The sequence below is a fragment of the Mycobacterium sp. 3-98 genome, from assembly GCF_035918355.1.
GTDB lineage: Bacteria > Actinomycetota > Actinomycetes > Mycobacteriales > Mycobacteriaceae > Mycobacterium > Mycobacterium intracellulare.
The window spans coordinates 5,304,181-5,317,400 of the sequence record NZ_CP142360.1 but is presented as its reverse complement, the minus strand read 5'-3'; the positions used below and the strand labels follow the sequence as shown (position 1 = coordinate 5,317,400).

13 protein-coding genes are annotated in these 13,220 nt (G+C 68.7%); 7 read left to right on the top strand and 6 right to left on the bottom strand.

The genetic code is table 11. The features are described 5' to 3' along the window. Positions 1-19 precede the first annotated feature (19 nt). Entirely contained in the window at positions 20-817 is a 798-nt protein-coding gene (locus tag QGN30_RS24930) for a family 1 encapsulin nanocompartment shell protein (protein WP_067174695.1), read from the bottom strand. Then, a complete protein-coding gene (locus QGN30_RS24925) occupies positions 814-1,824 on the bottom strand; it encodes a Dyp-type peroxidase (protein ID WP_145011878.1) in 1,011 nt (336 codons plus the stop codon). The genes QGN30_RS24930 and QGN30_RS24925 overlap by 4 nt, the downstream gene beginning before the upstream one ends. 157 nt (positions 1,825-1,981) lie before the next feature. Here QGN30_RS24925 and QGN30_RS24920 point away from each other — a divergent pair, with 157 nt between their 5' ends. After that, on the top strand, positions 1,982-3,301 hold the full coding sequence (locus QGN30_RS24920; protein WP_326567451.1) for a M18 family aminopeptidase: 1,320 nt from the start codon (positions 1,982-1,984) through the stop codon (positions 3,299-3,301). A 4-nt stretch (positions 3,302-3,305) separates the two neighbouring features. Here QGN30_RS24920 and QGN30_RS24915 read toward each other — a convergent pair whose 3' ends face one another. Further along, complete coding sequence (locus QGN30_RS24915) at positions 3,306-3,920, bottom strand: TetR/AcrR family transcriptional regulator (protein WP_014383801.1); 615 nt, start codon at positions 3,918-3,920, stop codon at positions 3,306-3,308. 150 nt (positions 3,921-4,070) lie between these two features. Between QGN30_RS24915 and QGN30_RS24910 the strand changes: the two genes are divergently transcribed. Next, positions 4,071-5,144, top strand: a complete 1,074-nt coding sequence (locus QGN30_RS24910) for a phosphotransferase (protein WP_009951917.1) — start codon at positions 4,071-4,073, stop codon at positions 5,142-5,144. Here QGN30_RS24910 and QGN30_RS24905 read toward each other — a convergent pair. Further along, the gene (locus QGN30_RS24905) at positions 5,141-5,362 is read right to left on the bottom strand and encodes a hypothetical protein (protein ID WP_008263898.1); all 222 of its coding nucleotides are present in this window, start codon (positions 5,360-5,362) and stop codon (positions 5,141-5,143) included. The genes QGN30_RS24910 and QGN30_RS24905 overlap by 4 nt on opposite strands. Before the next feature lie 126 nt (positions 5,363-5,488). On the opposite strand from QGN30_RS24905, the gene purL reads away from it, so the two are divergent. Then, positions 5,489-7,786, top strand: a complete 2,298-nt coding sequence (gene purL, locus QGN30_RS24900; RefSeq protein ID WP_009951915.1) for a phosphoribosylformylglycinamidine synthase subunit PurL — start codon at positions 5,489-5,491, stop codon at positions 7,784-7,786. Between the two features lie 19 nt (positions 7,787-7,805). Continuing rightward, positions 7,806-8,444 carry an Rv0804 family intramembrane glutamic endopeptidase gene (locus QGN30_RS24895; protein WP_248923381.1) on the top strand — a complete coding sequence of 213 codons (639 nt, stop codon included), beginning with the start codon at positions 7,806-7,808 and terminating at the stop codon, positions 8,442-8,444. On the opposite strand, the gene QGN30_RS24890 is transcribed toward QGN30_RS24895, so the two are convergent. Continuing rightward, complete coding sequence (locus QGN30_RS24890) at positions 8,434-9,648, bottom strand: MCE family protein (protein ID WP_248923382.1); 1,215 nt, start codon at positions 9,646-9,648, stop codon at positions 8,434-8,436. The genes QGN30_RS24895 and QGN30_RS24890 overlap by 11 nt on opposite strands. Before the next feature lie 19 nt (positions 9,649-9,667). Here QGN30_RS24890 and QGN30_RS24885 point away from each other — a divergent pair, with 19 nt between their 5' ends. The 3 genes from QGN30_RS24885 (at position 9,668) to purM (ending at position 12,882) form a co-directional block, all read left to right on the top strand. Continuing rightward, the gene (locus QGN30_RS24885) at positions 9,668-10,057 is read left to right on the top strand and encodes a sterol carrier family protein (RefSeq protein WP_009955028.1); all 390 of its coding nucleotides are present in this window, start codon (positions 9,668-9,670) and stop codon (positions 10,055-10,057) included. A gap of 137 nt (positions 10,058-10,194) precedes the next feature. Further along, positions 10,195-11,721 carry an amidophosphoribosyltransferase gene (gene purF / locus QGN30_RS24880; protein WP_014381785.1) on the top strand — a complete coding sequence of 509 codons (1,527 nt, stop codon included), beginning with the start codon at positions 10,195-10,197 and terminating at the stop codon, positions 11,719-11,721. A 66-nt stretch (positions 11,722-11,787) separates the two neighbouring features. Then, entirely contained in the window at positions 11,788-12,882 is a 1,095-nt protein-coding gene (purM, locus tag QGN30_RS24875) for a phosphoribosylformylglycinamidine cyclo-ligase (RefSeq protein WP_009955025.1), read from the top strand. Between the two features lie 67 nt (positions 12,883-12,949). Here the strand turns inward: purM and QGN30_RS24870 are convergent, their stop codons facing one another. Continuing rightward, entirely contained in the window at positions 12,950-13,135 is a 186-nt protein-coding gene (locus QGN30_RS24870; protein ID WP_008263905.1) for a DUF3073 domain-containing protein, read from the bottom strand. Positions 13,136-13,220: the final 85 nt, after the last annotated feature.

Here is a 13,220-nt window from a genome sequence, read left to right as displayed (position 1 = left end):
ATGCCGACGACGTTTGCTTCTACGGGCTCAGCGGGACGGACGCCTCGGCGGTGTAGCACAGGAAGGTGAGCGTCTCCTGTAGATACAGCTGCACGGTGTCGGCATCATGGCTGGTGTAGCCGATCGTCACGTCGGTCCCGAGCTGCAGGTCGAAATCGCCGCCGCGGGTGGTCAGCACGAAGGCACCGTCGATCGCCGGGGCCCAGATGATGTCTCCGGGAACCAGCCGGTCGATGTGTTCGAGGATCGGATATCCGTGTTGGGTCGTCTCGCTGACCTTTGTGTAGACGTCGGCGGACAGCAGCACAGAGTAGGGGCCGTCCACACCGGCCAGGCGGAGCTCGGAGATCGCCTGGGTGATGACGTCGGGGATCTCGCTGGGATCCGCCGGCAACGTCAGCGTCTTGTTGGAGCTGGCCGAACGGATGCCCTCGATCGATGCCGCGGCGTACCCCTCGAAGATGGCGCGGTCCTCCACGAACGCGAGTTTCTTTGCCGCCGCCTTGACCGGGTCCCAATCGGAGTCGTTGGCGCCGCGCTCGACGTTGTCGATCTCGTAGCGCGACAGCGTGAACGGAACACGAAGCCGTACAAGGGGTTTGCTCTCGCGCAGGTGCGCCTCCACGCCCTCGGTGGGCGAGGCCACGTTGGCCAGCCGACCGGTGCTGATCGAGGCGGCCACTGGGCCGCCGGGCTCGCTGACGTCGACGACCCGGCGCCCGGCGATGTGGCGCTTGAATGTCCGGGTCGCCTCCAATTCGATTTCTTCCCAGGCGGCTTCGGTGATCGGCGCCAGGTCGCGATAGAGGTTGTTCATGAAGTGGATCCTTTCAGACTGCCGATCGAAAGTGAGCCGTCCTGTGCAACAGACGTTTCCGCCGCCAGCGGTGCGGGCAGGGGCGGGGGGTCATCGAGGAAGTCGACGGTGGGGGAGAAGAACAATCCGCCGGTGATGGCGGTGGAGAAGTCCAGGATGCGGTCGGTGTTGCCGGGCGGGTCGCCGAGGAACATGTTGCGCAGCATTTGCTCGGTGACTTGGGGCGTGCGCGAATAACCGATGAAGTACGTGCCGTACTCGCCCTTGCCGAGCTCGCCGAAGGGCATGTTGTGCCGCACGATTTTCAATTCGGTGCCCTCGTCGTCGGTGATGACGTTGAGGGCGATGTGGGAGTCATCCGGCTTGACGTCGTCGTCGAGTTCGATGTCCTCCAGCTTGGTGCGGCCGATCACGCGCTCCTGTTCGGTGACGGATATCGAGTTCCACGAGGGCATGTCGTGCACGTACTTTTGCACGTGGACATAGCAGGAGCCGGCGAAGTCGGGATCCTCGTCGCCGATCGCGGTGGCGCTGACGGCAAGTGGGCCGTCCGGGTTCTCGGTGCCGTCGACGAATCCGAGCAAGTCGCGGTTGTCGAAATACCGGAAGCCGTGCACCTCGTCGACCACGGTGACCGCGCCGGCCATCGATTTCAGGATGCGGTCGGCCAGTTCGAAACAGACGTCCAAACTCTCGGCCCGGACGTGGAACAACAGGTCCCCGGGGGTGGCGGGAGCGTGGTGACGTGGGCCCTTCAGCTCGACGAACCGGTGCAGCTCGGCGGGACGCGGCCCGGAAAACAAACGGTCCCAGGCATCCGAGCCGATCGAGGCGATCGCCGACAACCGCTTCTGCGGCTCGCGGAAACCGATCGCGCGCACCAGCCCGGAGACGTCCTGCAGCGCGTCGTGCACGGTCGCCTCGCCGCCGTCGTCGATGGTCACCACGAGGAAGATCGCCGCGGGCGTCAGCGGCGCGAGGATCGGTTGCGGCTGGACGGGGGGCACTCTGGTGACCCTAGCGTGGCGACGGTGAGCGCCGGAAGCGGCGCGAGCAAGGAGCGCGCAATCGGGGGCAGCGTGGCGACGGTGAGCGCCGGAAGCGGCGCGAGCAAGGAGCGCGCAATCGACCCTAGCGTGAGCCCCGCGGGGCCGGACAGCCATGATGTTCACCATGTCCGGCGGGCCTCGAAACCAGACGAAGTCCTCAGCGAGCGCGCAGGGTCTCTGCGAGTTCATCGACGCGTCTCCGTCGCCATTTCACGCCTGCGCCACGGTGGCCGCCCGGCTGCTCGCCGCCGGGTACATCGAACTGAGCGAGGCCGAACCATGGCCGTCCGAACCCGGGCGCTATTTCACGGTGCGGGCGGGCTCGCTGGTCGCCTGGAATTCGCAAGCGCCCGACGGGCCGTTCCGGATCGTCGGAGCACACACCGACAGCCCCAACCTCAGGGTCAAGCAGCACCCCGACCGGGTGGTCGCCGGCTGGCGCGTCGTGGCGCTCGAGCCCTATGGGGGCGCGTGGCTCAACTCGTGGCTGGACCGCGATCTGGGAATCAGCGGCCGCCTGTCGGTGCGGGCGAAGGATCAAAGCACCGGGATCGCGCACCGCCTGGTCCGGATCGACGAGCCGATCCTGCGGGTGCCGCAGCTCGCGATCCACCTGGCCGACGACCGCAAATCGCTGACCCTGGACCCGCAGCGACACGTCAACGCCGTGTGGGGTGTCGGTGAGACGGCCCGGTCCTTCGTCGATTACGTCGCCGAGCGCGCCGACGTGGCACCCACCGACGTGCTGGCCGCCGACCTGATGACGCACGACCTGACCGCCTCGACGGTGATCGGCGCGTCGGACAACGGAACTGCGGACCTGTTGAGTGCCCCCCGGCTGGACAACCAGGCCAGCTGCTACGCGGGGCTCGAGGCGCTGCTGGCTGTGGCGCAGGGCGCGGGCTACCTGCCGGTATTGGTGCTCTTCGATCACGAGGAGGTCGGCTCGTCCTCGGACCACGGCGCGCAATCGGACTTGTTGGGCACCGTCCTCGAGCGAATTGTGCTGGCGGCGGGCGGCACCCGGGAGGACTACCTGCGCCGGCTGCCGGCATCCTTGCTGGCCTCCGCGGACATGGCACATGCCACCCACCCCAATTACCCGGAGCGGCACGAGCCCGGCCACCCGATCGCCGTCAACGCGGGTCCGGTGCTCAAGGTGCACCCCAACCTGCGCTACGCCACCGATGGGCGCACCGCCGCGGCCTTCGCGCTGGCCTGTCAGCAGGCCGGGGTTCCGTTGCAGCGCTACGAGCACCGGGCCGACCTGCCGTGCGGATCAACGATCGGACCGTTGACCTCCGCGCGCACCGGCATCCCCACCGTCGACGTCGGCGCCGCGCAGCTGGCGATGCATTCCGCCCGCGAGCTGATGGGCGCGCACGACGTGGCCGCCTATTCGGCGGCGATGCACGCGTTCTTGTCGCCGGCCTGACGGCCTAATCGGGCTTGGTCGTGGCCGCGCCGTGCAGGATCGCGTCGAGCAGCCCATCGAAAGTTCGCGGTCCCTCCGCAGCGAAATCGGTTGCGCCCCCGTGGGTTAACGCGCGAAACAGCATGGTGCCGATCAGCGCCTCGGCGATCGCGTCGAGGTCGGCGGCGGCGCTCAGTTCCTCGTCCCGGACGGCCCGGCGAAGTCGCGTCGTCAACCCGTCCAGCTGGGGCGCGCTGAGCTGCTGGTAGAGATCGTCGCCATCGGCCGGGCGGGCGGCCGCCGCGGCGATGAGCGCCCGCACCAACGCGGCGTTCGACGGCCGCGCCAGGAAGTCGGCGTGCTCGCGCAGCCACGCCTGTAGGTCGGCGCGCAGGTCCCCGGTCTCGGCGACGGGAAATGATCCGGTTCCGCCGTACGTCTCCAGGACGGCCTCGGCGACGAGCGGGGCTTTCGATGGCCAGCGCCGGTAGAGGGTCTTCTTCCCCACGCCGGCGCGCGCCGCGATGCTTTCCATCGACAACTCGGCGTAGCCGCCGGTGGTCAGGAGTTCGCGGGTGGCATCGAGGATCGCGTGATGCAGCCGGGTGTCGCGGGGCCGTCCGGCCCGCTCGTCTGACATGTGGGCCGAGCCTAGGTGCGGCCGGTTGCGGCGGCGAACCGATTCGGGACTGGCGGGCGGGCGTGCGCTCGGGTTACCTTCACCGGGACAAGTGTAGGAAACGATACGTGTCGTTTCTATGCCGGTGATCCGTGACGAAGGAGTCCACCCATGAATGCCCCCGCGTTGTCGGTGCCCACGACCTGGGATGACATCTCGCCGCAGTGGATGTCTGCGGCGCTGGCCGCCGCGCATCCCGGCGTCGAGGTGGACACGGTCACCGTGGAGGTTCGCGACGACGGCACCAACCGGCGCGCCCGCCTGGGGGTGACCTACCGCAACGGCAGCGGACCGGCGTCGGTGTTCGTCAAGGCCGCCGACCCCGACCACAAGGAACTGATCCGCATGACCAGCGGCATGTTTCACGAGCCGCGGCTGTTCACCTGCGGGGTCGATCTGCCCCTCGAGCACCCCCGCGTCTACACCGCGTTGATCGACGAGGACGCCTACGACTTCGTGATGGTCATGGAAGACCTCACCGCGCGCGGCGCCGATCCCCGCGACGCCACCAGGCCGATGACCGTCGAGCAGGTCGCCACCGGCGTGCGCGGCCTGGCCCGCATGCACGGACGGTACTGGGGCCAACGGGTTCTGACCGAGCCGGCGCTCGATTGGCTCGAGCCGTTCCTGCCCTGGGACGGCATGGAAATGGCGCCGCTGCCAGCCGCGCTGGAACGCCTCGGCCCGGACGCCCCCGAGCAGGTGACCTCGCTGACCATCGACGCGCTGATCGAATCGATCTGGAAGCCCTACATCAGAACGCTGACCGCGTCGCCGCAGACCCTGCTGCACGGCGATCCGCACATCGGCAACACCTACCTGCTGCCCAGCGACGAGGTGGGGTTCCTCGACTGGCAGGTGGCCCGGCGCGGCAACTGGTCACTCGACCTGGGCTACTTCCTGCAGGGCGCCCTGACCGTCGAGGATCGCCGCCGCAGCGAGCGCGATCTCCTCGAGGAGTACCGCGGTGCGCTCGGCCTGCCGAAAGCGGAGATGCCGAGCCCCGATGAGGTCTGGCTGCGGTACCGGGCCTCGGTGGCGCACGGGCTGACCCTGTGGCTGTGCACCGCCAGCGCCGGGGAGCTCTGGCAGCGCCCCGACATCGCGCTCGCGCTGGCCCAACGGTATTCGTTCGCCTACGCCGACCTGGATACGGCCGCGGCGCTGGCCGAGATCGCCGGCTAGAGGCGCTTGGCCAGCAGCTGTTCCGCCATCTCGGCGCCCTTGCGGCTGTCTGATTGCGCCTTGCGGAACAACTCGGCCACGTCCTTGTCCCCGGCGCGCTCGGCGTCCTGGATGTAGGTCTCTAACCGCAACGCGTTGTCGAGGCACTTCTCGGTGTACCAAATCAGGTTGTAGTTCTTGTCTTTGGTGCCGGTGATGTGTCCGGTTTCAACTGTCATTTCGTACTCCGGTTGATTGATCTTCGGACACTGTGCGGCTACCCGCCGACTACAGGTGCAAACGTTCGTCGCGCCCGGTAGGGCGGCGAGAGCGCCTTGCCGATGTCCAGCCCTAGACTGTGTCCCGTGACTGTCTCCGGGACGAGTGCGCGCACCCACGCGATCGACACCGTCGAGCACGCCGCCTCCACCCCCGACGAGCCGCAGCCGTTCGGTGAGCTGGGCCTCAAAGACGACGAATACCAGCGCATTCGCGAGATCCTGGGGCGTCGCCCCACCGACACCGAACTGGCGATGTACTCGGTGATGTGGAGCGAGCACTGCTCGTACAAGTCGTCCAAGGTGCACCTGCGCTACTTCGGCGAGACCACCACCGACGAGATGCGCGCCGGCATGCTGGCCGGAATCGGCGAGAACGCGGGCGTCGTCGACATCGGCGACGGCTGGGCGGTCACCTTCAAGGTGGAATCGCACAACCATCCCTCCTACGTCGAGCCGTACCAGGGCGCGGCCACCGGTGTCGGCGGCATCGTCCGCGACATCATGGCGATGGGCGCGCGGCCGGTCGCGGTGATGGACCAGCTTCGGTTCGGCGCGGCCGACGCGCCGGACACCCGCCGCGTGGTCGACGGCGTGGTCCGCGGCATCGGCGGCTACGGCAACTCGTTGGGTCTGCCCAACATCGGCGGTGAGACCGTCTTCGACGCGTGCTACGCCGGCAACCCGTTGGTGAACGCCATGTGCGTCGGTGTGTTGCGGCAGGAGGACCTGCATCTGGCGTTCGCCTCGGGCGCCGGCAACAAGATCATCCTGTTCGGGGCGCGCACGGGGCTGGACGGCATCGGCGGCGTGTCGGTGCTGGCGTCGGACACCTTCGACGCCGAGAACTCGCGCAAGAAACTGCCGTCGGTCCAGGTGGGCGACCCGTTCATGGAGAAGGTGCTCATCGAGTGCTGCCTCGAGCTGTATGCCGGGCACCTGGTGGTCGGCATACAGGACCTGGGTGGTGCCGGATTATCCTGTGCCACTTCGGAATTAGCGTCGGCTGGCGACGGTGGCATGGCGATCCAGCTCGAGAACGTGCCGCTGCGCACCACCGGCATGACGCCCGCGGAGATCCTGTGCAGCGAGTCCCAGGAGCGGATGTGTGCGGTGGTCACCCCGGAGAACGTCGACGCCTTCCTGGCGGTATGCCGCAAGTGGGACGTGCTGGCCACCGTGATCGGCGAGGTGACCGACGGCGACCGGCTGCGGATCACCTGGCACGGTCAGACCGTGGTCGACGTGCCGCCGCGCACGGTCGCCCACGAGGGCCCCGTCTACCAGCGTCCGGTCGCTCGCCCCGACACCCAGGACGCCCTGAACGCCGACGCCTCGACGCGGCTGCCGCGGCCCGCCACCGGCGACGAGCTGCGCGCGACTTTGCTTGCCCTGCTGGGCAGCCCGCATCTGTGCAGCCGCGCGTTCATCACCGAGCAGTACGACCGGTACGTGCGGGGCAACACCGTGCTGGCCGAGCACGCCGATGGTGGCATGCTCCGCGTCGACGAGGTCACCGGCCGCGGTATCGCGCTGTCGACCGACGCGTCCGGCCGCTACACCAAGCTGGATCCCTACGCCGGCGCCCAACTCGCCCTGGCCGAGGCCTACCGCAACGTCTCCGTCACCGGCGCCACCCCGGTCGCGGTGACCAACTGCCTCAACTTCGGGTCGCCCGAAGACCCCGGCGTGATGTGGCAGTTCTCCCAGGCGGTGCGGGGCCTGGCCGAAGGCTGTGCGGCCCTGGGGATTCCGGTCACCGGCGGCAACGTCAGCTTCTACAACCAGACCGGGTCGACGGCGATCCTGCCCACCCCGGTGGTCGGGGTCCTCGGCGTCATCGACGACGTCGGTCGCCGCATCCCCACCGGCCTGGGCACCGAGCCGGGCGAAACGCTAATGCTGCTGGGCGATACGCGCGACGAGTTCGACGGATCGGTGTGGGCGCAGGTGACCGCCGATCACCTGGGCGGGTTACCGCCCAAGGTCGACCTGGACCGCGAAAGGCTGCTGGCCGAGGTGTTGCGCTCGGCGTCGCGCGACGGCCTGGTGTCCGCGGCGCACGACCTGTCCGAAGGCGGCCTCGCCCAAGCCGTGGTCGAGGCGGCCCTGGCCGGTGAAACCGGTTGTCGCATCGTGCTTCCCGAGGGTGCCGATCCGTTCGTGCAGTTGTTCTCCGAGTCGGCGGGCCGCGTGCTGGTGGCGGTGCCGCGCACCGAGGAGAGCCGGTTCCGTTCGATGTGCGAGGCGCGCGGTCTGCCGGCGGTGCGCATCGGCGTCGTCGACCAGGCCTCCGACGAGGTGGAGGTCCAGGGACTGTTCACGGTTTCCCTCGCCGAACTGCGCGAGACCTCCGAGTCGGTGCTGCCGCGGCTCTTCGGATGAGCGCCAGCATCGAATCCTGATGCCTGCCAGGCGTTCTCGTCAAGCTTACGCCCTGTCTTTGGCCGCCGCCCTGGTCGGTTGGAGCTTCGCCGGCCCGCGGCTGCCGGCCCGGTGGCGGGTGGCGCTGCAGGCCGGCCTGGGGGGCGCGCTGGTGCTGGTGACGCGGGCCCCGCTGGGCCTGGGGCCGCCACGGTTGTGGGCCGGGCTGCGGCTGGGGTCGGCGGTCGCGTTCTCGGCGGCGAGCACGGTGGCCGCGACCACCCGCCTGCCACCGGTGCGCCAATCGATGGCCGTCCGGGAAACGCCCGCCTCCGCGCGGGACTGGCTGCTGGTGCGGATACCCGTGGGCACGGTGTGGTCCGAGGAGTCCGCCTTCCGCGCGGCGCTGGCCACCGCCGGCTCCGCGGCGTTCGGCAGACGCGGCGGAAGGGTGCTGCAAGCCATCGCTTTCGGCCTCTCGCACATCCCCGGTGCCCGCGCGACCGGTGAGCCCGTGGCGGCCACCGTGCTGGTCACCGGCATCGGCGGTTGGCTGTTCGGTTGGCTGGCCGATCGCACCGGCAGCCTCGCCGCACCGATGCTGGCCCACCTTGCCATCAACGAGGCCGGCGCCCTCGCGGTGTTGGCCGCGAGGTCTCGGGGCGCCGTCAGGGGTTGATGGTGTAGTCGCCCAGTTGGCGGCCCCACACGAAGTCGACCGCGAGCGGTGAACCGACCTCGAAGTGGTTGTAGGGAGCCATGCTCGCGCCGGTGTCCATGACCAGGAACGGGGCGGGCCACAGTTCTCGCGTGATCTTCTGCCAGCACCCCGGTGTCCCACCCGGTCCGCCGCGGGCGTTGGTTCGGGGCAGGTTCTCCGGCCAGATGTACGGATTGGGTGCGCCGGCGATAGCGCCCGAGGCGTGGGCGCCCAGCGAGTACCCGTTGTCGCCGAGCGCGTTGTGGACCCTGGGCGCGACTTCATCGAAATTGTATATGGTGCAATAGATTTCGGGGCTGTACTCGTCGAGCAGCTGGCTGCTTCCGACCAAATCCGCGGCACCGCGCGCGAAGTACGGCCCCGCGCGACCGAGAACATCCGCGCCGGCGTTGCTCAATCCCGCGGCCGCCAGCAGCGCCTGATCCAGATCGCGTTGCTGGCGGTTGAGCGTGCGCGCTGCGGTCACCGCGTGGTCCAGCGCGTCCCATAGGTCGGGGGAGGCGTGCGCATAAGTGTCGCCGAGGGCCGCCAGCTGCGCTATGTCGGTGCGCAGCGCCGGCATCCGGGGGTTCACGTCGTCGAGGATGGCGTTGCCGTCGATCAGCGACCGGCCGAGCTTTTCACCCAGTCCGGTCAACGCCTGCGCGGCCGCGCTGAGCGTCAGGTTCACTTTGACCGGATCGACCTTCTCGGCGATCGAGGTGACCGTTTCGAACAAGGTGTTGAACTCGGTTGTCACCGAAGTCGCGTCGATCACGATGGATGGCGTGATCGAATGCGCCGCAGGGTGATTCGGCGCGCTGAGCGCAACGTACTTGTTGCCGAACACCGTGGTCGCTTTGATGTCGGCGGCGACGTTGGCCGGAATCCGCTTGACGTACTTCGGGGTGATGTCCAGCACCACTTTCGCGGCCGGCTTGCCGCGATGGGTGACCTCCGAAAGGCTCGACACGCGGCCGATCTGGACCCCGTTGTAGGTGACCTTGGACCCGGGGTCCATCACCAGCCCCGCCCGCGGGGCCACCATCGTCAATTGCGTAATGGGCGTGAGGTCGCCCCGGAACTGCCCATACAGCAGCAACACGATCAGCGCCATGACCACGATCGTCACCAGGCCGACGGTCTTGTACGGTGGCCGCTCCCGCAAGCGACGGGGCTCCATGGTTTTGAGACCCTAGGGTATGGCGCCGCGCGACAAGGCCGATCCGGCCAAGACCCGGCAGGCCGTGTTGGCCGTGGCGCAATGGTTGGCTGACGAAACCACTCCGGCACCGAGCCGTGACGAATTGGCGGCGGCCGTGCGGCTCACCGCCCGCACCCTGGCCGCGGTGGCGCCGGGACGAAGCGTGGAGCTGCGGATCCCGCCGTTCGCGGCGGTGCAATGCGTCGCCGGCCCCACGCACACCCGCGGCACTCCGCCGAATGTGGTGGAGACCGATCCGCGGACCTGGCTGCTGCTGGCCACCGGCAAGTTGTCGTTCGCTGAGGCGAAGGGCACCGGTACGCTGCGTCTTTCCGGCTCCCGAGCCGGTGAGATTGACCACTGCCTGCCGTTGTTCGATGTGGGCTGAATGCAACCCTGAACTGCATCTTTAGGGTTTGGTGCGGGTATTTCGTCGCTCAACACGCCTGGTGGATTCGGCGGCTCGGCCCCGGTGCCCGTAGACTCCCTAGCGTCACCAACCGTTCCCCGGGGAGCCGCCGAATCGTGACCGCCCAAGAGCCCGACGAGGACTTCAACGCACCCCGTGAGGAATGCGGCGTATTCGGGGTCTGGGCCCCGGGCGAGGACGTCGCCAAACTCACCTATTACGGCTTGTACGCGCTGCAGCATCGCGGGCAGGAAGCCGCCGGTATCGCCGTCGCCGACGGGTCGCAGGTGCTGGTCTTCAAGGACTTGGGTTTGGTCAGCCAGGTGTTCGACGAGCAGACGCTGGGCGCCATGCCGGGCCACGTCGCCATCGGGCACTGCCGGTACTCCACCACCGGCGACACCACCTGGGAGAACGCGCAGCCGGTGTTCCGCAACACCGCGGCCGGCACCGGGGTTGCGTTGGGGCACAACGGGAATCTGGTCAACACCGCCGAACTCGCCGCCCGCGCCCGCGATGAGGGCCTGATCGCCAAACGCGCCCCGGCCCCGGCGACGACGGACTCCGACATCCTGGGCGCGCTGCTGGCCCACGGCGCCGCCGACTCCACGTTGGAGCAGGCGGCGCTGGACCTGCTGCCGACCGTGCGCGGCGCGTTCTGTTTGACCTTCATGGACGAGAACACCCTGTACGCGTGCCGCGATCCGCATGGGGTGCGGCCCCTTTCGCTCGGACGGCTGGACCGCGGCTGGGTGGTGGCCTCCGAAACGGCCGCGCTCGACATCGTCGGCGCCTCGTTCGTGCGCGACATCGAGCCGGGTGAATTGCTGGCGATCGACGCCGACGGCGTCCGCTCCACGCGTTTCGCCAACCCCACCCCCAAGGGCTGCGTCTTCGAGTACGTGTACCTGGCCCGGCCCGACAGCACGATCGCCGGCCGGTCCGTGCACGCGACCCGGGTGGAAATCGGCCGCCGGTTGGCCCGTGAACGCCCCGTGGAGGCCGACCTGGTGATCGGCGTGCCCGAGTCGGGCACCCCGGCGGCCGTCGGCTACGCGCAGGAGTCGGGCATCCCCTACGGCCAGGGCCTGATGAAGAACGCCTACGTCGGGCGCACCTTCATCCAGCCGTCCCAGACCATCCGCCAACTCGGTATCCGGCTGAAGCTCAACCCGCTTCGCGAGGTGATCCGCGGCAAGCGGCTCATCGTCGTCGACGACTCCATCGTGCGCGGCAACACCCAGCGCGCGCTGTTGCGGATGCTGCGCGAGGCCGGCGCCGTCGAGGTGCACGTGCGCATCGCGTCGCCCCCGGTCAAGTGGCCATGCTTCTACGGCATCGACTTCCCGTCGCCGGCCGAATTGATCGCGAACGCGGTCGAAGACAAAAAGGAGATGCTCGAGGCGGTGCGACACGCCATCGGTGCCGACTCGCTGGGCTACATCTCGCTGCGCGGCCTGGTCGCGGCGTCCGAACAGCCGGCCTCGCGGTTGTGCACCGCCTGCTTCGACGGCCAGTATCCGATCGAGCTGCCCGAGGAGACCGCGCTGGGCAAGAACGTCATCGAGCACATGCTCGCCAACGCCGCGCGCGGTGCCGGGCTCGACGATCTCGCGGCCGACGAAGTGCCGGTGGTGCACTGACTCGGTTGCGCTCCTTCGCCGACGTTTGATACCGGCGGTCAGCGCCGCCCGGTAGCCTTTATCGCGATGACGGATCCCGGAAAGAGCCCCGCGCGCCACGCAGGCAGTCAGGGCATCACCTACGCGTCGGCCGGGGTGGATATCGAAGCCGGCGATCGCGCCGTCGAACTGTTCAAGCCGCTGGCGACGAAGGCCACGCGACCCGAGGTGCGGGGCGGCTTGGGCGGATTCGCCGGCTTGTTCGCGTTACGCGGCGACTACCGCGAGCCGTTGCTCGCGGCCTCCACCGATGGCGTCGGAACCAAGCTGGCGGTCGCGCAGGCGATGGACAAGCACGACACCGTCGGGCTGGACCTGGTGGCGATGGTGGTCGACGACCTCGTGGTGTGCGGCGCGGAGCCGCTGTTCCTGCAGGACTACATCGCCGTCGGCCGCACCGTGCCGGAACGGTTGAGCGCCATCGTCAGTGGCATCGCCGAAGGGTGCGTGCGGGCCGGCTGCGCGTTGCTCGGCGGCGAGACGGCCGAACACCCCGGCCTGATGGAACCGGACCACTACGACATCTCGGCCACCGGCATCGGGGTCGTCGAGGCCGACGACGTGCTGGGGCCCGATCGGGTCAAACCCGGCGACGTCATCATCGCGATGGGATCGTCGGGCCTGCACTCCAACGGGTATTCGCTGGCCCGCACGGTGCTCCTCGAGATCGACCGGATGAACCTGGAAGGCTACGTCGAAGAGTTCGGCCGCACCCTGGGGGAAGAGCTGCTCGAGCCCACGCGCATCTACGCCAAGGACTGTCTCGCGCTGTGTGCCGAAACCCACGTCCGCACCTTCTGCCACGTCACCGGCGGTGGACTGGCCGGAAACCTGGCGCGCGTCATCCCGCACGGGCTGGTCGCCGAAATGGACCGCGGCACCTGGACGCCCGCGCCGGTGTTCGCCATGATCGCTCAGCGCGGCCGGGTGACACGCGAAGAGATGGAGAAGACGTTCAACATGGGCGTCGGCATGATCGCCGTCGTGGCCCCGGAAGACACCGACCGCGCGTTGGCCATCCTGACCGCACGGCACCTGGATTGCTGGGTGTTGGGCACGGTCGGCAAAGGTGGAAAGGCGGGCCCGCGGGCCAAGCTCGTCGGTCAGCACCCGAGATTCTGAGGGCCCCGGACTTCAGCTGAACTGATGCGGCGCCGGTGCTCGAGGCATCGGCGCCGAGGCGTTGGTTCTAGCGCCGCCAGCTGTCCTGGTCGTCCCAGGATCCGTCGGCGCCGTCGGTGTCCAGTTCGGTGGGCTCGTCGGAGCCAGTCCCGGACAGCTCTTGCTGAAGCCGCTGGAAGTCGGTCTGCGGAGAACTGTATTTGAGTTCTCGAGCAACCTTGGTCTGCTTTGCCTTAGCCCGGCCGCGGCCCATGGGGGAACCCCCTCGCGCAATAACGGAGCGGCCTAACGAGTAGGCGGCTCCGATCTCCTGGTGTCGTATTGTCCTGCCAACAGTT